Origin of the sequence: Streptomyces sp. NPDC059743, from assembly GCF_042732975.1 — a bacterium.
Taxonomy (GTDB): Bacteria; Actinomycetota; Actinomycetes; order Streptomycetales; family Streptomycetaceae; genus Streptomyces.
Map to the genome: position 1 here is coordinate 157,939 of NZ_JBHWGS010000016.1, position 19,623 is coordinate 177,561.

A 19,623-nucleotide genomic window follows, 5' to 3' on the forward strand; every position below is an offset into this window, starting at 1 on the left:
CCGTGCGCAGCGGAAACAGCCGGATGGACCAGATGGACCGAATGGATCGGACAGACCGGATGGACTGGAGATGACTGTGATGACCGGCTCGACGGGCCATGGTGCCCGTGACGCGACTCTTGGATCGGATGCCGTGGGCGAGTCCGTGGTGCTGCGTGTGAAGGGGCTGTCGAAGTCTTATGCGGGCAGGCCGGTTCTGGACGGTATCGACGCGGAGGTCCGCAGTGGGGAGTTCGTCTGTGTCGTCGGACCGTCCGGTGCGGGCAAGACCACCTTGCTGCGGTGTCTTGCCGGGCTGATGGCACCGACGGGAGGCGCGGTGTTCATGGACGATGTGCTGGTGGAACGGCCGCCGGAGAAGCTGGCGGTGGTTTTCCAGGATTACAGCCGGTCGTTGATGCCGTGGATGAGTGTGCTGGGCAATGTGACATTGCCGCTGCGGTCGAAGGCGATGTCCCGTGGCGACAGGCAGCAAGCGGGCCTGGCGGCGCTGGCGGGCGTAGGACTGGAGGGCTGCGAGCATCAGTATCCATGGCAGTTGTCCGGTGGAATGCAGCAACGGGTGGCGATCGCACGTGCGTTGGCCTATCAGCCCGAGGCGCTTCTGATGGACGAACCGTTCGCGTCGGTCGACGCCCAGACGCGTGCCGATCTGGAGGATCTGATCCTGCGGGTCCGGAGGGAGTTCGGCGTTACGGTCGTGCTTGTCACCCATGACATCGACGAGGCGGTCTACCTCGCCGACCGGGTCCTGGTCCTCTCCGGCCGGCCGACCACCGTACGCGCGGTGGTCGACGTCCCACTGCCGGCCGACCGGGACCAGCTCCACACCAAGTCGCTGCCGGAATTCGCGGTTCTGCGCTCTCGTGTGCTGAAACTGATCCAGGAAGGCTGAGCTGCCACGGGTGTCAAACGGCCGGCACCAGGATCCGGCTTTCGCGGAGGCGCGGCCGGTAGTGTCGGGGCGCATGGAGAGCGTGGAACTGACAAACGGCGTCGAGGACTTCGGGCGCCTTGTCGCCTTGGTCGCGAGGGGGCTCGGCTTATGTGGCCGCTCCCTTTCGGTACCGCCCGGGTGACACCCCGACCGTCGCTCGGAACACCCGGTTGAAGTCGGAAGGGCGCGGGAAGCCCCAGCGGGCGCCGATCGCGTGGACCGGGATGTGGTGGAGGGCGGGATCGGTGAGGTCGCGGCGGCAGCGGGTGAGGCGTTGGGTGCGGATGAACGCCGCCGCTGTTGTGCCCTGTTCCTGGAAGATGCGCTGCACATAGCGGAGTGAGATGCCGTGAGCCCTGGCGATCGCTGCCGGTGAGAGGCCCGGATCACCGAGGTTGCGGTCGACGTGGGCGGCGATCGCGAGGAACAGGGTGCGCGGTCGGGATGCGTGCGGCGGAGAGGGCGCGGTGTCGACGCCTCGGTTCAGGACCGCCGTGGTGAGGTCGAGCGCGGTCTGGCCGAGCCGTATCAGCTCCGGCGGGGAGCAGTCGACGTACTCCTGCGCGATGCCGGCGAGGAGCTGGGAGAGTAATCGGCCGCAGCCGCTGCCCGCCGGAATGGGGACGGCCAGCAGGCGCCGAACCCGGTGCGGCGGAAGCCTCAACGACCGTTTCGGGAAGCGCAGCACCAGCGCTCCGGACCACGGCGCCAACGGCAGCGCGCTGTCGAACAGGACCATCTCCCTCGGCCCCACCAACGCAGGACAGACCAGCACATAGAGCTCCGGGTCGCTCCGCCGGACGAGGCGCGACGTCCGCTCCGGTCGCAGCGGGCCGCCGTACGTCAACTCCAGCAGCTCGACTCCCCCCAGCGGCATGCTCGCGACACGAACACGGCCGGCCTCAACATCGATAACAGTCGGCACTGTTCCCAAACCCCCGTCTGAAATCCTCCTGTGCTCCTCCTGCGGAGAAACAGTGCGCTCTCGGCCAATCAATGTGCGCGTGCCGCTCATGACGAACCCTCGGGCCGCGGGCGAGGGTGATGCCGCACCGTCCGCACCAACCCACAGGCACCAACCCACAGGCACCAACTCACCCGCACGACAAAACGATTGGGGAAACACATGCGTGTACGCAGAAGGCTCGCGGCCGTTACCGGCCTGACGGCGATGGCCGCGACGGCCGGGCTCCTGCTGGGGGCGTCTCCGGCCTCGGCGGGCCCGAACTGTGCCTCCGGCAACCACTGTGTGTTTTATCTGGGCATCAACGACTCGGCCCGGCAATCCTACTTCGACACCGACAGCAACTTCACCAACGACACGTTCAACGAGCTCACCAGCCGTGCCGGCGGCGGAGTGAACGTCAACGACAACACGGTCTCCGCGAGCAACTCCAGCACCGGCGGCTACGAGAGTCACTACTACCGCGACGCCGGCACCAGCTGGTCGACGTTCCTGTTCTGCGTGAATCCCGGCTCCTACGTCGACTATCTGCCGAGCAGCCAGCAGAACCTGGCGAGTGCCCTGCGGCTGCGCGGCACCACGACCATCTCCTGCTACTGAGCGACCCGTGCCAGGCCCGGGGGCGGAGCCACGGTCACCGCACCGCCCGCCCTCGGGCTGTCCCGACCGCAGACCGCCCGGAGGAGCCGTCCGCCATGTCACCGACCAGACCGACCGGACCGACCGGACAGCCCGGACAGCCCGGACAGCCCGGACAGCCCGGACGGACCAGACTGTCCGGACCTCGCCGGCGCACCGGCGTCGCCTTGCTGGTCCTCCTGCCGCTCGTCCTCGCGGCTGCCGCCGCCTGGACGCTGAGCGGCCGTATCTCCGAGTCGCCCCGGCCCTCCGCCCGGCCTCAAGCGGCACTCGCCACTCCGTGGACCCGTCTCCCGCTCTACGGTCTTCTGCACGCCCGCACCGAATCCTCTCGCCGCGCCCACCGGGCGGAACAGCGGCTCGTCGCCGACTGCATGGCCGACCGCGGCTTCCGCTACACACCGGCCCCCGACGCCTCCGGCGACTCTGCCGCGAGCCCCGCGTACTTCGGCATCGAGACTCTCGGGTCGGCGCCCGGCACCGGCGGCGCTCCCGAACCGCAGCCGTCGGAGCAACCTCGGGGCGAGGGTTTCGACCGTGCGCTCTACGGCGATCCCGACCGCCGAATCTCCGCACAGAACAAGGCGATTCGGGTCGCCCGGCCGGCGACGGGATGTCTCGCCGAGGCCCAGACCCGGCTACTGGGTGACGGCGGACGGGTCCGGGACCTCACGCTCCGGCTGAAGCTCGACCAAGGGGAGCGGGACGCCCTGGAGGCGCTGGAGAAGGACCGGGCCTTCCGTTCCGTCACCGCGCGCTGGCGGGCCTGCATGGCCGAGGCCGGGATCACGGCGAAGGATCCCCGTGAACTGGCCGGAGACCTGCCGCGCGGCACGGATCCCGTCACCCGGCCCGAGGTCCGCACCGATGTGAAGTGCAAGCGGCGCACCGGTTATCTGGAGGGTGCCTACACGCGGCTGGCCGCCGTGCAGCGGCGCTGGGTGGACGCGAACGCCGAGGCGGTCGCCGGGTGGCAGGCCCTGCGGCGGTACGAGGACGGGGAAGCCCGGCGGGTCCTGCGATCCAGGGACTCTTGAACCTGTCTCCCGTACAGCTGAACCTGTTTCCCGTACAGCCCTCGTTCTCCCGCGCGCGTCGGACGAACCGGGAAGCGGATCAGGCCCGGTGCTGATTTCTCAGCGCCGGGCCTGACCTGGTGTTTCATCCGCCGCGGTGGCGGGATTTGAACCCGCGAACCCTTCGTCCCGCACTACCGGCGGGACGGTTCAGTGGTTACGCCGGGTCGATGCGGGAGACGGTGCCGCCGATGGCGAGTACGTACAGTTCGCCGTTGCCGCCCTCGACGAACGAGATGACCTCGCCGCCGTTGACTCCGAGGTCGCTCTCGCCGGTCACCGTGCCGTTCTTTATCTTCAGAGTGCGGACGGTGCCGTCGCAGTAGTCGCTGAACACATACTGCCCTTTGAGGGCCGGGATCGCCTTGCCGCGGTAGACGAATCCGCCGGTCACCGAGCAGCCCAGCCCGTTACGGCCGTACTCGTGGATCGGCGGCACATGGTTCGCGGGCTCTATGCCGCCGCGGAAGGAATGATTGCCTTCCATCTCGGACCAGCCGTAGTTCTCGCCGCCCTCGCTGGCCGCAGAGGCCCAGTCGATCTCCTCCCAGTTGCTCTGGCCCACGTCGGCGATCAGCAGGTCGCCCGTGCCCGCGTCGAAGGAGAACCGCCACGGGTTGCGCAGCCCGTACGCCCAGATCTCGCCCTTCGCGTTCGGGTCGTCCACGAACGGGTTGTCCTGCGGGATCGCGTACGGCGTGCCGCCGCGCGGATCGATCCGCAGCATCTTGCCGAGCAGTGTGCCGAGGTTCTGCCCGTTGTCGTGCGGATCGCCGCCGGAGCCGCCGTCGCCGAACGCGATGTAGAGATAGCCGTCAGGGCCGATCTTGATGTCGCCGCCGTTGTGGTTGGAGTACGGCTGCGTCTGGGTGAGGACGGTGCGCCGGGTGCTCGGCCGGATCTTGCCGTTCCGTACGGCGAACTCGTCCACGGTGCTGGTGCCTTCGAGGTCCGTGAACGAGATGTAGAAGTGCGCGAACTTTTTGTCGAACGCGATGCCCAGCAGGCCGCGTTCGCCGTCGGTGGTGGTCTCGTCGGATATGTCGAGGACGGGCGCGCCGAGCCCCTGAGCGCCCAGGACCCGTACGGTGCCCGCGCGTTCGGCTATCCAGACCGTGCCGCCGGGCCCGGCGGCGCCGGCTATCGGATTCTGGGCTGTGGCCACTTTCGTGAGCCCGACCTCCGCCGCCTGACGTGAGGCGGCGGGCTCGTCGGCGGACGCCGTGGTCAAGGCGAGTGAAGCGATGAGGCAGATGGTGCCGATGATCGCCGAGCTTCTGGTGCGAACTTTCACCGTGACCCTCCTGGAGGCGGTGAGTGGGGGGAACCCGGCTGCTAGGGCGGAGTTGTGTGGGCGTCGCCCGTGCCAGCACGCAACCTGGGTGGGGGAGTGTGTGCCGCTGGCCACGGATGAGGATACAGGGACGGGACGGTTTGGCGTAGACCAATGCTTCAGCCACGGGGATATGTGGCGCATTGCCATACGTGTGAGGGTTGACTTCAAGCGCTTCAAGTATCGGAGGCTTCCCGCATGGATCTTCGGCCCCCAGCTGGGCAACCGGCCCTCCGGCTCGGTCGGACTGATCAAGGGCATGCTGACCGGGCAGATGCCTGTGGTGCCGGTCATGTACTTCGGCGTCGTCGACGTGCGTGATGTCCCGGGAACGACAGCCTCCAGTCGTGACCGGCAGTCGTCATACAGACGTCATACAGAGACGGTGCTCTTGAGCAGGTCCGGGACTTCCGCTCCCAGGAGAGCGAGCAGGTCGGCGAGGAGCCGGTCCAAGTACCGGCCGACTTCGGTCACTTCGGGTTTGCCGTAGGACACGAAGTGGGACGAGGGCTGGTCGACGGCGAAGTGCGTACGGCCCTCGGCGTCGGCGTACAGGACCGTGCGCAGCGGTGCGTGAAGCATTACGGCCGGGTCGTGGTCGTACATGCGCTGGGCGATCACATGGTTGCCCATGAGGTATTCGGCGCACTTCCAGTCGGAGGGCGATGTGGCCATGTCGCTGGTGATGTCGGCCTTCCAGTAGATCATGAAGCCGTGAGGCGCGTTGATCTCGGCCTGTTCGCGTACGGCGTCCCAGGTCGCCAGTACGCCGAACCGGGTGAGGTCGATGACGGGAACGAGTTCCTCGTAGCGGCGGACGGCGGTGTCGTAGGGCTGCGGGAGGAGGACGTCGATCCGGCGGGTGAGGTATTCGGTGTGCTGCTCGGGCGTGGTGGTCATCGGAGTCACCTGCTGTCGTACGTCGGCTGCTCTCGGGTGTCGGCCTCGCCGGGCTTGACGCCGTGGACGTCGACGGTGATGGAAAGGAGGTTGGGGTTGGTGGTCCCGTCGGGATTACGACGGAAGACACGGCGGCGCGTGGGGAGGACGAGGCCGTCGAAGGAGTGGTGATGGCCGCTGTAGTGGCCGACCAGCGTGCCGCCCATGACCTCGTTGACATAGTCCATGCGCCGCTGGAGACCGTCGGCGTCGTAGTAGAAGGTCTGTTCCGGGCTGTGCGTGGCCAGAGTGCCGGGAAACACCACACGGAGCCGCCGCCAGGTCTGGCCGGCCTCGTACCACGGTTCGATCTCCCACGTCCGCACATCGGGACGGAGGAGGAGAACGGGCGTGGTGAGGTAGTTCCACAGCGCGTAGCCGAGGAAGTAGCCCAGATGCAAGGCGTCCCACGGTGTGGAGCGCAGCATGCCCGTGAACGCGGCGCGCGGGTCGGGGCGTTCCTGCACGATCCGGCCGGTCCCGTCGCGCAGGACCACCCGCTCCGGCTCGCCGGTGGCCGGCACACCGTTGAGCGCGGTGTTACGTGTGTTGTCGAACTCCACACTGAGGTGAGGCGCGGTGAACGGTGTGATCACGGAGTACTGCCGCCGGGTGTCCACGGTGATGGTCAGCTCACGCAGGGCGTCGGCCCAGCCCTTGGCCGCCCAGATCGGACCGCCGACGGACATGTCCGCGGTGATGGTGGAGGTTTTGGACCACAGGTCTAGGCCTCCGCTCGCGTCGACGACGCGATTCAGCAAGGTATTCATGCCGATGCCCTTCTTTCTTTTCGAAGGGATGACGGTTCGACCGTCGCTTCTCGGGCTTCTCCCTGGGACGGCCGCCGGGTTATGACCCTGTCACCGGGCCGATGCCGAGGTACGCCAGCAGGGCGTCGAGTTCGCGGTCGAGTTCGAGTCCGACGTCCGTGATGGCCGGGTCGCCGAGTCCGGCGAATACGGTGCTGGGCTGGTCGATCGCGAAGACGGTGTGGCCGTCGGCGTCCTCGTAGAGCGCGATGCGCAGAGGCGCGTAGAGCAGCGCGGCCGGGTCGTGGCGGAACATGCGTTCCGCGATGACGTGGTTGCCCATGAGGTATTCGACGCAGGGACGGTCGTGGCCGGCCAGTGACATCAGGGGTGTTGTGTCGACGGTGGCATAGATCATGAAGGTGTGAGGCGCGTTGGCGGCGACCGCCGACTTCATCTCGTCCCAACTGGCCCGTGTCTCGGCCAGTTCGGTCATCCGCCGGGTGTCGAGCGGTGGTACGGCGAGTTCGAAGCGCGAGCGGAACTCCTCGAAGGAGGCATCGACAACGATCCTCAGACGGGTCATGGAGTGGGGTGTCGACTGAATCGCGACAGAAGGTGAGACCGTCATATCGCTCATCCCTTCCGATGAAGGTCTCCAAGCGGCACATCGCCCGCCACTCGGCCGGACAGCGATGCCGCGCGGTCGGGCCCCGTGACACAGACACTGCCCACACACGGTCAGGCCGCGCGCCTGTGCCCGATGACCCTTTCCACCGAACGTAACCCCGTAGCTTTCGATATGCAACTCAGGTTGGAGGTGGCCGCCGCCGCGGGATGGCCGCTCACCGAGCAGGTTCGGGTACAGCGTCCGCGATGAGAGCGGGCTCCGGGGAGTGCCAGGGCCGCAGCCAGGCGATCTCGCCGCGTACGGCCTCCCGGCCGCAGTTCTCGCAGAACTGGCGTGCGTCGAGAGTGTGCCCGCAGACCGAGTGCAGGACTCGCATGGGCTCGGCCGGTTCGGCGGGGGACGTATGCGCCTCGCCCCAGGCGGCCAGCGCGTTCAGTACGGGAAGCAGATCGACGCCCGCTGCGGTGAGCCGGTACTCGTGGCGGCCCCGGCCGCTCTCGTCGCGGTAGGCCACCTTGGTCAGCAGGCCCGTCTCCACCAGACGGCCGAGGCGATTGGAAAGGATGTTGTCGGCGATTCCCAGCTCCGAGCGGAATTCGTCGAAGCGCGTCATGCCCAGCGTGGCATTGCGCATGATCAACAGGATCCATCTGTCCCCGACGACCGAGGACGCCCTTCCGATCGGGCAGGCCACGCCCGCGTACGACGACGACCGCTGTCCGCGCATCGCACGTTCACTCCCTCTCGTCCTGGTGCGCCCGCATGACTTTTATGGTGCAAGTCAGCATCAATGAGTTTACCTCGCGGCTGTCCGACTCGGCGTGGATCTCCCTGGTCACGGGCATGAGCTGCTCGCCACGGCCGGAACGGATCACGGCCGGGGATTCAGTCGGTCGGCGATTCAGTCGTCGTAGTGGAGGGTGCCGTCGAGGTCCATGGTCGGGTGGATTTTCATGGGGCCGTATTCGTCCTGGTCGCTGGGGCGCGGTGGTTCCGGTCCGTCGGGGCCCATACGGACGGCCCGTTCGACGCGGCAGATCCGGAACAGGCGGTCGTCCACGCGTGCTTCGTTGGCACGGCCGGCGGCTTTGAATTCGTCGGCCGCCTGCGCGTACGTGGTCTTCTTGTCCTGGTCGAACTCGTAGAGCCTGGCCCAGGTTTCGGCCATCCCGTCGTAGAGAAGACGCCGGGCGTCGTGCGGCGTGGGCATCAGGACGCCGCGAGGCCGCCATCCTTCACCGAAGCGCTCGGCCACGCCGAAACAGACGGGCAGCAGGGCGACGTCCGGGTAAGCCGCCGCCGCCCGCTCGGAGTCCGCGCGGACACCGGCGGGAAAGCGGGAGCCGGAGTACGCGAAGGTGCGCAGCGACAGCTTCAGGGCGCCCGCGATCAGGCCGTCGTCCCGGCCGGGATCGAGGACGAACCCCACGTCCGGTTCCGCGGTGTCGTACGGTCCCTCCCACAAGACGTCGCGTGCTTCCCCGTCGGTGGGCCGCGGCGGCTCCAGTCCGTCCGTGCCGCTGCGCGCGAACTCGTCGCCGCGCACCACGCGGTAGCGCGTACCGAGGACCTCCAGTTCGTTGACCGGTTCGTCTTCGAGTAACGCCACCGCGGCCAGCAGCTCGCGCCGTACGCCCGGGTCGTCGGTGTCGTCCTTGGCCTGGAACCAGAGGTGGGAGTTCAGGCCGTCCCGGGCCTGCTGAGGCATACCGTCCGACGCCGGCTTCAGTATCCGCCAGTCCGGTCCCGCCGCGGGATCCTGAACCGCGATACCGAAGACCGGCCCGCGCAGAGTGATATACGGATAACGCTGGGAGGCATCCACCGCGTCGGCCTCCCTCACCCACGCGGCGGGATCATCACGGCGTACCAGCCCCGCGTGGAGTGCTTCGAGTTGTCGCTTCCAGTCATCGGCCACGCATGCATTGTCGCAACTCCCGAGCGGGATATTGACCGAATGCCTCAAGTGACCATCTTCACGACCACCTTGGTGGTCCAGCTCCACGCCGCGGTCAGCCTGTTCGCCGGTCGTACGGAGGTCCGGGACCGCGCTGTCGGGCTCTGTCCGTCAGAGGTTGTCAGAGGTGGCTGATAGAACACAGTGAACAGCCGCCGGGTTTGGAGTGTCGGGAGCCAGGTCTTGTCTTATGTGCACCATGTCGAGCAGTTCTACGGACTGCCCACATTCACTTTCTCGCCGTATGTGAACCCGGTGGATCTGCCTGATCCAGGTTCGGTGGCCTGGCGTCTCCAGTGTGAAGAATTGCCACGTGAGACGGACTACTGGGCGCGCGTCGACGCCTATTGGGCGCGCTTCACCGAGTCGGTCGAGCTGGAGAAGGTACGGGCGCTGATATTCGGCCATCCGTGGTACGGCGCCGACGGCGGGCTTCCGAACGACGCGCTGATCGGCCTCCGCTCCCGGCTGACCGGACTCGAAGCGCTCTTCCTCGGCGATCTGGAGGACGAGGAGGCGATGATCTCCACGATATATCTGGGCACGGTCGCGCCCGTCCTGGAGGCGTTCCCAGGTCTTCGGGAGCTGGCCGTGCGCGGCGGAGAAGGCTTTGACTTTCCCGTGACAGGCCACCAAGGACTGCGTGCGCTGCGCGTCGAGTCCGGCGGGCTGCCACCGGAGGCGGCGGCGCAGATAGCCGCCTCCGATCTGCCCTCGCTGGAGCGTCTGGACCTGTGGCTGGGCGACGACGATTACGGCGGCGGGACAACGGTCGAGCATCTCGCTCCGCTGCTCACAGGTGAGGGCAAGCCCGCGCTGCGCCATCTGGGACTGCAGAACAGTCCGATCCAGGACGAGCTGGCCGCCGCGCTGGCCTCGGCGCCGGTCGTGGCCCGGCTCACGTCGCTGAGCCTGTCGATGGGCACGCTCACCGACGAGGGCGTGGAGGCACTGCTCCAGGGCCAGCCTCTCACCCACCTGCGGGAGCTGGACCTCTCGCACCATTTCCTCAGCCACGCCATGATGCTGCGGATCTGGACGGAGCTGGAGCCGGCGGGAGTCCGTGTGAACCTGACCGCCAGGCAGGAGGACGACGGCGGCAATCCTGAATGGGGCCAGGAGCACGGCCGGTACATCGCGGTCGCCGAATGACCGCCGCCGCCAGGTCCAGGTTCAGGTTCAGGTTTTGGTCCTGGCCTTCCCTCGCGCCCTTGTCCTCATCCTCGTTTCGCCACCACTCCCACCGCAGTCGAAAGGCCGCACGATGTCCTACGCCTTGGAGTCCCACGCCCCCGAGTCCCAGGACCCGGACGACCTCCGGATCGCCAGTCGCGAAGTGAACGGCCGCGGCCCCTGGCTGAAGCCCGGCGAACAGGTGCCGTACGGACATGTGTTGCACGCCGCGGCCCAGCTGAGGTGGAGCCCCGCCGCCGTCGTGTCACGGCTGACCGCCCTGGGATACGCCGACATCCAGCACGCCGAAGCCTCCCTGCCCGGCACCGCCGACCTGCCCGGCACCGTCGACCTGCCCGACACCGTCGAGCTGGACGACGTGCCGCTGATCAGGGACGTGAGCGCGCAGTACAGCCCTTCCTGGCTCGACGTCGGCAAGCCGGTGTCCCTGCGCCAGATACTCGAATCGGCGGGCCTGGCCGACCGCGGTCCCGCCGATGTCGCACGGCGGCTGACCGCTCTCGGCTACCTGCTCGGTGGCGCCGGCCGGCCGCTGCCTGAGTCTCCCCATCCCGGTGACACCGTGCTGATCAGCACCGGCCATGGCCGCTATGGGAAATGGCTCGACTGGGGCGACGAGGTGTCCGCATTCCATGTACTCGTCGCGGCCGGAGAGCTGAAATGCAGCCCGTACGCCGCCGCCACGCGACTGATCGCGCTCGGCCTCCGGCTGCCGTACACCCCTGAACCTGTCGACGAGCTGATCCTCAAGTCTTCGGGAGAATACGGAGATCACCACGGTGCTCGCTGGTTCTACGGGACTCCGCCCGTCGGGCACATACTCGCTGTCGCACAGGAGACGGGACGCCGTCCGGCGGACATCGTCGCCCGGCTGACGGAGCTGGGCTACGACCGACCGGCCGCGCCCGACCATCCGGAGGCCGACGACCTCATCATCCTCAGCGAGGAACTCAACGGCCGCGGGCCCTGGTTGGTGAAGAACACCGTCGTCGGGCTGTCGATGCGGCACATTCTGCGCGCGGCACTCGCCACGGGACGGAGCCCTGCGGACATCGCCGAGAGGCTGGCCGCGCTGGGACATTGGCTGCACGAGAACGCGAACCTGCCCGCGGTCGCCGACGAGGCGGACATCCGGCTGCTGGCGACGGTCGACCGCTCGTACCTGGACAACGTCCACCTTGAACACGTTCTGCGCAGCGCGAGTCTGACAGGGAGGAGCCCGGCGGATGTCGCGTCGCGTCTGACCGCTCTCGGCCACCGGCTACCCGACGACGTGGCCTACCCGGAGGTACGGGGCTCCCTCGCGGCGGCGAAGTAGCGGTTCACTCCGCCGATCGGGGACCACGGGTGACGATGCCGGCGCCGTCGGCGACTCCGCGTCGGCGTGGACGGAGGCGCGCCGGTTCCGTCCAAGGTGTCTATGGCTGCGTGGACGTTGTACGTGACAACGGGCGGGCCAGATGCGGCATTGGTGGCGTTCCGTCGTCATTGGCATCATGGCCGCCGTGTGGCGGCTGTGTCACGTCTACCCGCGTCCTCTTGCGGAATTGCCCCGGAGCCACCAATCTTTCGGCTGGCGCACCGAGTTGGCTCCCCACCCTGGATCTGTCCGATCGGCCCCGTTTCTCCGATTGACATGTTCATGCCGCAATAGCGCAGCCCCAAGCGGCGTCCGCCGGCTCCAGGCGCGTCGAAAGGCACCACGCCCCACCCCGCCATCAGCGCACCACCTCTTGAGGAGGACCCCTCACATGGCAGTAACGCGTCCCGCCCGGCGAAGATTCGGCCTTGCCATCGGTACGGCAGCCGCCGCGGCCCTCGTACTCGGCGCCGTCTCCGCGCTCCCCGCGAGCGCGGCCCCCCAGCAGGAGGGCCAGATCCAGTACGCCGGCGCCGCCGGCTCGATAGCCGACAGCTACATCGTCACCTTCCACGGCTCCGCCGCCAAGGCCGGCTCGGCCTCCGGCAAGGCGCTGGCCAAGGAGTACGGCGCCAGGATCGAGAGGACCTACACCAAGGCCCTCAACGGCTACGCGGTGCACCTCTCCGAGGCGCAGGCTAAGAAGCTCGCCGGCGACCCGGCCGTCGCCTCCGTCGTCCAGAACCGGACCTTCCACACCGAGGCGACCCAGACCAACCCGCCGTCCTGGGGCCTGGACCGCATCGACCAGAAGAACCTCCCGCTCAACAGCCAGTACACCTACCCCGATGCCGCGGGCCAGGGCGTCACGGCGTACATCATCGACACCGGCGTCCGGATCTCGCACAGCGACTTCGGCGGACGCGCCTCCAACGGTTACGACGCCGTCGACAACGACAACGTCGCCCAGGACGGCAACGGCCACGGCACGCATGTCGCCGGTACCGTCGCCGGCACCTCGTACGGTGTCGCCAAGAAGGCGAAGATCGTCGCCGTACGCGTTCTCGACAACGCCGGCTCGGGCACCACGGCGGGCGTCGTCGCGGGCATCGACTGGGTGGCGCGGAACGCCGTCAAGCCGGCCGTCGCCAACATGTCGCTCGGCGGTGGCGCGGACAGCACGCTCGACGCGGCCGTCCGTAACGCCATCGCGTCCGGCGTGACCTTCGCGGTCGCCGCCGGCAACGACGGCCTGAACGCCTCCAACTACTCGCCCGCCCGGGTCACCGAGGCCATCACCGTCGGCTCCACGACCTCCACCGACGCCCGCTCCAGCTTCTCCAACACCGGTACGGTGCTGGACATCTTCGCGCCGGGTTCGTCGATCACGTCGACGTGGAACACCAGCGACTCCGCCACCAACACCATTTCGGGTACGTCGATGGCGACCCCGCATGTGACCGGCGCCGCGGCCCTGTACCTGGCCGCCAACCCGACGTCCACGCCGGCCCAGGTCTCCTCCGGCCTGGTCTCCCTGGCCAGCACGGGCGTTGTCACCAACCCGGGCACCGGTTCGCCGAACCGGTTGCTCAACGTGCCCGGCGGTACGGTCACTCCGCCCGGCCCGAAGTTCGAGAACACCGCCAACTACACGATCAACGACAACGCCACGGTCGAGTCGCCGGTCACCGTGAGCGGTGTCGCGGGCAACGCGCCGGCCTTGCTGAGCGTGCCCGTGAACATCGTGCACACCTACATCGGTGACCTCCAGGTCCAGCTGATCGCTCCTGACGGCTCCGCCTACACGCTCAAGGCGTTCGGCACCGGCGGCAGCGCGGACAACATCAACACCACCTACTCGGTGAACGCCTCCTCCGAGGTGGCCAATGGCACATGGAAGCTGCGGGTGACCGACAACGCGTCGGCCGACACCGGCTACATCGACTCCTGGGCGCTCCAGTTCTAAGAAGCGCTATGTAAGAAGTGCTACGAAAGCGACACCGTCCGTCCGCAGGGCAGCACGCCCTGCGGGCGGACGCGGTGCGTCTTATGGGCCACACAGTTCCGGACACCGGACGCATGACAAGTTCGGCCGTCGGCCATCCCGTTAGCCGGAGAAATCGACCGGCGTGCTTGACAACGCGGGCGCCGGAAGCGGATGGTTTTTGTATCCGCCTTGCTTCGCCGGTCCGTCCGATCCGACGGGAGTGGTTGTGAGCGCGCCCTTCAACGACGACCATGAAGAATTACGCAGAACGGTGCGTCGTTTTCTCGCCGATAAATCGCCGGAGAACGAGGTACGCCGGCTGATGGAGGGCACCGAGGGATTCGATCCCGTTGTCTGGAAACAGATGGCCGGACAGCTGGGCCTCATGGGGCTGGCCATTCCGGAACGCTACGGCGGTTCCGGCGCCTCCTTCGTCGAATTGGCCGTCGTTCTGGAGGAGATGGGCGGCGCGCTGCTGTGCGCACCGTACTTCTCGTCGGTGGCCCTGGCCGCCAGTCTGCTGCTCGCGTCCGGCGACGAGACGGCGAAGAGCGACCATCTGCCGGGCATCGCCACCGGGCGGACCGTCGCGACCGTCGCGCTGGCCGAGCGGTCGGGGCTGTGGAGCGAGGACGGAGTCACGCTGGAGGGCAGTCGGGCCGCGACCGGCGGCTGGCGGCTGACCGGCGAGAAGCACTATGTGCTGGACGGCCATGTGGCCGATCTGGTGCTTGTGATCGCCAGGACGCCGGCCGGTGTTTCGGTCTTCGGTGTCGACGGAGCAGCCGACACGGACGGTTTCACGGCCACTCCGGTCCCGACCCTGGATCAGACACGCAAGCTGGCCACTCTCTCCTTCGACCGGGTGCCGGCCCGTCTGATCGGCGCCGAAGGACAGGGCTGGGCCGCCGTGGCGAAGATGCTCGACCTCGCGGCCATCGCGCTCGCGGCCGAACAGGTCGGCGGTGCGCGGAAGGTGCTCGACATGGCCGTGGAATACGCCAAACTGCGGGTGCAGTTCGGACGGCCCATCGGCAGTTTCCAGGCCATCAAGCACAAATGCGCGGATCTGCTGCTCGAAGTGGAGTCGGCGGGAGCCGCCGCCGGTTACGCCGCCTGGGCCGCCGCGGAGGACAACGACGAGGTACCGGCGATGGCGAGCCTGGCCAAATCGTACTGCTCCGAGGCGTATTTCCATGCCGCCGCGGAGAATATCCAGATCCACGGCGGTATCGGCTACACCTGGGAGCATCCGGCCCATCTCTATTTCAAACGGGCCAAGAGCAGCGAAATTCTCTTCGGCGATGCCACCGCCCATCGCGAACTTCTGGCCCAGCGCATCGGTATCTGAGCTTCCCGACGCCTTGAGAGTTTCCGACGCCTTGAGGGAGACAACAGCAGTGGGACGAGCGCCCGGTGACATCCCGCCTTCCCGCACCGACGCGGAGCTGTTCCGCCAGGACATCAGGGAATGGATCCGTACCCATGCTCCCGCCGGACTCACCGGCCCGCCGCCACGCCCGGCGGAAGCCGCCGTAGCCGAAACTGCCGTAGCCGAAGTCGCCGCCGAAGCCGCCGCCATATGGGAGCGCAGTCTGCTCGACGCGCGGCTGATCTGCGCGGACTGGCCGCCGGAATACGGCGGTTCGGGGCTGAGCCCCCAGGAATCGCTGGTGTTCGAGGAGGAGTGCGCCCGGGCCGGAGCGCCCCGGATCCGGCGCGGTGCCGGTGAGCGGATCGTCGGGCCGACCGTCCTGGCGCACGGCACCGAGGAGCAGAAGTCCCGGCTGCTGCCCGGGATCGTCTCGGGCGAGCACACCTACTGCCTGGCGTACTCGGAGCCAGAGCACGGATCCGACCTCGCCTCCATCGGTACGCGCGGCACGGTGACCGGCGACGAGATCGTCATCACCGGCCGCAAGGCCTGGGTCGACGGCGCGGAACGGGCCGACAGGGCGCTCGTACTGTGCCGGACCGGTCCGGACGCGTCCGGCCACCGCGGTCTGTCCTGTGTGGTCGTACGGCTGGACAGCGGGAACGGCGTCGTCCGGCGCGTGGTGCGGCAGGCGGACGGTACGGCGGACTGCCGTGAGCTGAGCTTCGACCGCTCCCGGGCGCCGCTGAGCGATGTCGTCGGAGAGGTGAACGGCGGCTGGCGGGCGGTCATGACGGGCCTGGCCCATGAGCGGGCCGGCCGGGCGGCGGGCCGCCATCTCGGCTTCGAGGCGGAGTTCTGGGATCTGGTCCGGGAGGCCGACAAGACGGGCCGGTCACGTGATCCCGTGATCCGTGACCGGTTGGCCTGGGCCTACACCAGGATCACTCTGCTGCGGCTGCTGGAGCGGCGCGCGGCGGCACGTACCGGAGCGGGCGCCGTGCCGGGCGCCGACGCCGCCGTTGCGCATCTGCTGAGCGCCGAGTACCACCGCCGTTTCGGCGAGATCGCCCTCGACATCATGGGCGCGCCGGCCCTGGTCCGTCCGGACGGCGACGGCTATGCGACGGACCGATGGCAGGAGGCGCTTCTCACGGGACGGGCCGGGACCATCCGTTCCGGTACGGCCGAGATCCTCCGGGATGTCATCGCGGAACGGCTTCTCGGCCTGCCCAAGGAGCCCGGTGCCGTACACCGCCGCCCGTCATAGCTCCGGCGACCGTGGACTGCGGTGCCGTGATGCCGTCCCCAAATAAGATGCGTTCCATGGTTATGACCCGTCAGACAATCACCGGTCTCCTTGCCCGCCACCGTCCGCGAACCGAGGAGGAGCGCGCCGATGTGGCACAGGTGCTCGCCCTCGTGGAAGGGACGGACGACCCATGGGCGCGATCGGCGCCCGTACACATCACGGCCTCCGCGCTGATCGTGCACCCGGACAGCGGCCGTGTGCTGCTGCGCTGGCACCCGCGCCATGAGTCCTGGCTGCTGGTGGGCGGGCACGCCGACGACGGTGAGTACGACCCGCTCGCCATCGCCCTGAGGGAGGGACGGGAGGAGACCGGGCTCACCGATCTGTCGCCCTGGCCGGACGCCGAGGTGCGGCATGTGGCGGTCGTCGCGGTTCCGGCGAACAGCAAGGAGTCCGCCCACCACCACGCCGATCTGCGGTTCGTGCTGGCGACACAGGATCCCGACGCGGCGCGGCCGGAGAACTCCGACGCACCGCTGCGCTGGATGGAGCCGGCCGAGGCACATGAGGCGATCGCCGAGGCCAATGTCCGGGACACCCTGTCCCGGGTGACGCAGCTACTCGTCTGAACACATCGGAGGGCCGGGGATGTACGCGGTACTGTCAGTGACGGACAAGACGGGCATCGTGGAGCTGGGCGCCGGTCTGCGCGACCTCGGCGCGACGGTGGTGGCGACGCGTGGCACGGCCGACCTGCTCGGGCGCGCCGGGACCGATGCCGTCGTCATCGGCGATCTGACCGGTGTCCCGGAGCTGATGGGCGGCCGGGTGCGCGCCTTCCATCCCTCGGTCTTCGGCGGGCTGCTGTACCGGCGCGGACACGCGGCGGACGAGGCGGACGTCAAGGAGTACGGCATCCCCCGTATCGATGTGCTCGTCTGCAACTTCCGTGATCTGGAGGCGGACGGCGAGCCGAGCGCCTCGATGGGATCGGTCGATGTGGGAGGCCCGGCCATGGTGCGTGCCGCCGCCAAGAACTTCGCCGATGTCCTGCCGGTCGTCGATCCGGCCGACTACGGCGCGGTGCTGGACGCGCTGGCCGCCGCACAAGGCCGGGTCGGCGCCACCGATCTGACGTGGCGTCAGGCGCTTGCGGCGAAGGCGTTTGCCCGGACCGCCGCCTACGACCGGTCGATCGAGCGGCTGCTCGGCCAACCTGCCGGTCCCGCCTGACAGTTGGCGGAGAAGCACGGGTGAAAAGATAGCTAAATATCCTACTATACAGGTATGGATATCCGTGCGCTGCATGAGGAAGCACTGCGATCGACCCACCGGTTCGTGGCTGCCGTCGGCCCGGACCAGTGGGAAGCCCCGACCCCCTGCGAGGCGTGGAACGTACGGCAGCTCGTCAACCACCTGGTGAGCGGCAACCTTTGGGTGGCTGAGCTGGGACGCGGCCGGACCATCGAGGAGGTCGGGACGGATCTCGACGGCGATCTGCTCGGTGACGACCCGGTGGCCGCGCACGAGGCGTCGGTGTCGGCCGCGGCCGGCGCCTTCGCGGCCGACGGCGCGATGGAGCGCCTGTGGCCGCTGTCCTACGGCGCCAGGCCGGGCCGGGTGTACGCGCGACAGCGGTTCATCGATGTCCTGATCCACGGCTGGGACATCGGCCGGGCCACCGGCGAGGATCCACGGCTGCCGGCCGGTCTGGTCCAGGAGTGCACGGACCTGATCACCGCCCGTCCGGGGATCCGCGCCCAGTGGGGTTTCGCCGATGTCACGGCCGGGCCCGGCGCCGATCCGCAGGCCCGGCTGCTCGCGCTCACGGGCCGCCGTTCCTGAGCCCGCCGCGCCGCCGCGCCGTCGGTCCCGTACCGCCGTCACCGTGTTACCCGTCATCCCGTGGCCGCCTTGAACCGTCCGGTCGTTACGCCGACGGGCTCTGTCCACTCCGCCGACCGTCTCCCTCCGGTGGATCCGCCGGAGGGACCTCCCCGTCCAGCGCGGCCAGTACCTCCTCCGTGTGCTCCCCGAGCAGTGGCGGCCGTCGGTAGACCCCCGACGGCGTCGCGGTGAAGCGGATCGGGCAGTTGGGGACCACCACCGGACGGCCGCCGCCCGGCTGGTCCACGGCGACGAGCATGTCGCGGGCCCGTATATGAGGATCCTCGAACAGATCGGCGGCGTCGTTCACCGGTCCCACCGGTACGCGCCCGCCGAGCTGCCGGGCGATCTCGTCGGTCGTCCGCTCCGCCGTCCACCGCGCGATGGCCTGCTGCACGATCCCGGTGTTGGCCACCCGGCTGCCATTGGTGGACGTACGCTCGTCACCGGCGAGTTCCGGGCGCCCGATCACCTCGCAGAGCACCTTCCAGTGATTGTCGGTCGGCGCCGCTATCGCGCACTTGCCGTCCTTCGTCGGATAGATGTCGAACGGGACCAGCTGCGGATGGCTGTTGCCGGTGGGCCGGCTGACGGCGCCCGTGTAGGAGTAGCGGTAGACGGCCGTCTCGCACAGCGACACGATCGAGTCCACCATGGCCACATCGACCATCTGTCCCACGCCCGTGTTCCGGGCGTGCAGGACGGCGGCGAGGATGCCGATCGCGGACAGCGCGGAGGGATACAGATCGCCGATGGTCGGTCCCGCCCGTACCGCCTCCGCCTCGGACGGCCCCGTCATGCTGATGAGTCCGCCCATCGCCTGCGCGATCACGTCGTAGGCGGGCCAGTCGACGTACGGGCTGCGGCCGGTGCGCGGATCCCCGAACCCGCGGATCGACGCGTAGACCAGCCGCGGATTGCGCTCATGGAGGGCCTCGTACGACAGGCCCCACCGTTCCATGACACCGGACCGGTAGTTCTCGACCACCACGTCCGAGGTGTCGATCAGCTTCAGCAGCTTCTCGCGGTCGGCGGGAGTGGTGAGATCGAGCACGATCCCCAGCTTGTTGCGGTTGATGCTGCCGAACAGTCCGCCGAAGCCGCGGACGGTGTCGTCCTTCGTGAACGGTCCGCTGAACCGGGGCAGATCGCCGACGGGCGGCTCGACCTTGATCACCTCGGCGCCCAGATCGGCGAGCATCATGGTGCAGAAGGGCCCGGAGACGGCCCGGGTGAGGTCTGTCACGCGGATTCCACGCAGCGGCCCCGAGGCGCCGGGCTGCATGGCGGAGGCGTGCTCATGACCGTGGAGGTGGGCGGAGGCGTCGCGGGGCGACGTCCTG

At 68.5% G+C, this 19,623-nt stretch carries 19 protein-coding genes; 11 read left to right on the forward strand and 8 right to left on the reverse strand.

All coding sequences use genetic code 11. The features are described 5' to 3' along the window. Window positions 1–70: 70 nt before the first annotated feature. A complete protein-coding gene (locus tag ACFV6H_RS27445) occupies window positions 71–895 on the forward strand; it encodes an ABC transporter ATP-binding protein (RefSeq protein WP_385547075.1) in 825 nt (274 codons plus the stop codon). Window positions 896–1,043: 148 nt separating this feature from the next. Here the strand turns inward: ACFV6H_RS27445 and ACFV6H_RS27450 are convergent, their stop codons facing one another. After that, a complete protein-coding gene (locus tag ACFV6H_RS27450; RefSeq protein WP_385547078.1) occupies window positions 1,044–1,814 on the reverse strand; it encodes a helix-turn-helix domain-containing protein in 771 nt (256 codons plus the stop codon). A gap of 249 nt (window positions 1,815–2,063) precedes the next feature. On the opposite strand from ACFV6H_RS27450, the gene ACFV6H_RS27455 reads away from it, so the two are divergent. Then, window positions 2,064–2,501, forward strand: coding sequence for a hypothetical protein (locus ACFV6H_RS27455; protein WP_385547081.1), 438 nt, complete (start codon window positions 2,064–2,066; stop codon window positions 2,499–2,501). 95 nt (window positions 2,502–2,596) lie between these two features. Further along, the gene (locus ACFV6H_RS27460) at window positions 2,597–3,577 is read left to right on the forward strand and encodes a hypothetical protein (protein WP_385547084.1); all 981 of its coding nucleotides are present in this window, start codon (window positions 2,597–2,599) and stop codon (window positions 3,575–3,577) included. Between the two features lie 196 nt (window positions 3,578–3,773). Here the strand turns inward: ACFV6H_RS27460 and ACFV6H_RS27465 are convergent, their stop codons facing one another. From ACFV6H_RS27465 to ACFV6H_RS27490, 6 genes are all read right to left on the reverse strand, one after another. Continuing rightward, complete coding sequence (locus ACFV6H_RS27465) at window positions 3,774–4,910, reverse strand: PQQ-dependent sugar dehydrogenase (RefSeq protein WP_385547087.1); 1,137 nt, start codon at window positions 4,908–4,910, stop codon at window positions 3,774–3,776. A 411-nt stretch (window positions 4,911–5,321) separates the two neighbouring features. Next, entirely contained in the window at window positions 5,322–5,849 is a 528-nt protein-coding gene (locus tag ACFV6H_RS27470; protein WP_385547090.1) for a DUF302 domain-containing protein, read from the reverse strand. A gap of 5 nt (window positions 5,850–5,854) precedes the next feature. Further along, window positions 5,855–6,658, reverse strand: a complete 804-nt coding sequence (locus ACFV6H_RS27475) for a hypothetical protein (RefSeq protein WP_385547093.1) — start codon at window positions 6,656–6,658, stop codon at window positions 5,855–5,857. A gap of 79 nt (window positions 6,659–6,737) precedes the next feature. Next, the gene (locus ACFV6H_RS27480; RefSeq protein WP_385547095.1) at window positions 6,738–7,223 is read right to left on the reverse strand and encodes a DUF302 domain-containing protein; all 486 of its coding nucleotides are present in this window, start codon (window positions 7,221–7,223) and stop codon (window positions 6,738–6,740) included. A gap of 259 nt (window positions 7,224–7,482) precedes the next feature. Then, a complete protein-coding gene (locus ACFV6H_RS27485; protein WP_384975381.1) occupies window positions 7,483–7,995 on the reverse strand; it encodes a winged helix-turn-helix transcriptional regulator in 513 nt (170 codons plus the stop codon). A gap of 174 nt (window positions 7,996–8,169) precedes the next feature. Then, window positions 8,170–9,186: a DUF5954 family protein gene (locus ACFV6H_RS27490; protein ID WP_385547098.1), complete on the reverse strand. Its 1,017-nt coding sequence runs from the start codon at window positions 9,184–9,186 to the stop codon at window positions 8,170–8,172. Between the two features lie 231 nt (window positions 9,187–9,417). Here ACFV6H_RS27490 and ACFV6H_RS27495 point away from each other — a divergent pair, with 231 nt between their 5' ends. The 8 genes from ACFV6H_RS27495 to ACFV6H_RS27530 all read left to right on the forward strand — a co-directional run bounded on the left by ACFV6H_RS27495 (window position 9,418) and on the right by ACFV6H_RS27530 (window position 18,238). Next, a complete protein-coding gene (locus ACFV6H_RS27495) occupies window positions 9,418–10,377 on the forward strand; it encodes an STM4015 family protein (RefSeq protein ID WP_385547253.1) in 960 nt (319 codons plus the stop codon). Between the two features lie 112 nt (window positions 10,378–10,489). Continuing rightward, window positions 10,490–11,737 carry a hypothetical protein gene (locus tag ACFV6H_RS27500; RefSeq protein WP_385547101.1) on the forward strand — a complete coding sequence of 416 codons (1,248 nt, stop codon included), beginning with the start codon at window positions 10,490–10,492 and terminating at the stop codon, window positions 11,735–11,737. A gap of 433 nt (window positions 11,738–12,170) precedes the next feature. After that, window positions 12,171–13,745, forward strand: a complete 1,575-nt coding sequence (locus ACFV6H_RS27505; RefSeq protein WP_385547104.1) for a S8 family serine peptidase — start codon at window positions 12,171–12,173, stop codon at window positions 13,743–13,745. Window positions 13,746–13,992: 247 nt separating this feature from the next. Further along, a complete protein-coding gene (locus ACFV6H_RS27510) occupies window positions 13,993–15,117 on the forward strand; it encodes an acyl-CoA dehydrogenase family protein (protein WP_385547106.1) in 1,125 nt (374 codons plus the stop codon). A 49-nt stretch (window positions 15,118–15,166) separates the two neighbouring features. After that, window positions 15,167–16,411 carry an acyl-CoA dehydrogenase family protein gene (locus tag ACFV6H_RS27515; protein ID WP_385547109.1) on the forward strand — a complete coding sequence of 415 codons (1,245 nt, stop codon included), beginning with the start codon at window positions 15,167–15,169 and terminating at the stop codon, window positions 16,409–16,411. Between the two features lie 62 nt (window positions 16,412–16,473). Then, window positions 16,474–17,022: an NUDIX hydrolase gene (locus ACFV6H_RS27520; RefSeq protein ID WP_385547112.1), complete on the forward strand. Its 549-nt coding sequence runs from the start codon at window positions 16,474–16,476 to the stop codon at window positions 17,020–17,022. A 37-nt stretch (window positions 17,023–17,059) separates the two neighbouring features. Next, entirely contained in the window at window positions 17,060–17,626 is a 567-nt protein-coding gene (locus tag ACFV6H_RS27525) for a hypothetical protein (protein WP_385547115.1), read from the forward strand. Window positions 17,627–17,680: 54 nt separating this feature from the next. After that, window positions 17,681–18,238 (forward strand): TIGR03086 family metal-binding protein, encoded by a 558-nt coding sequence (locus ACFV6H_RS27530; RefSeq protein ID WP_385547118.1) that lies wholly within the window; start codon window positions 17,681–17,683, stop codon window positions 18,236–18,238. Window positions 18,239–18,323: 85 nt separating this feature from the next. On the opposite strand, the gene ACFV6H_RS27535 is transcribed toward ACFV6H_RS27530, so the two are convergent. Further along, entirely contained in the window at window positions 18,324–19,565 is a 1,242-nt protein-coding gene (locus ACFV6H_RS27535; RefSeq protein ID WP_385547256.1) for a CaiB/BaiF CoA transferase family protein, read from the reverse strand. Window positions 19,566–19,623 lie beyond the last annotated feature (58 nt).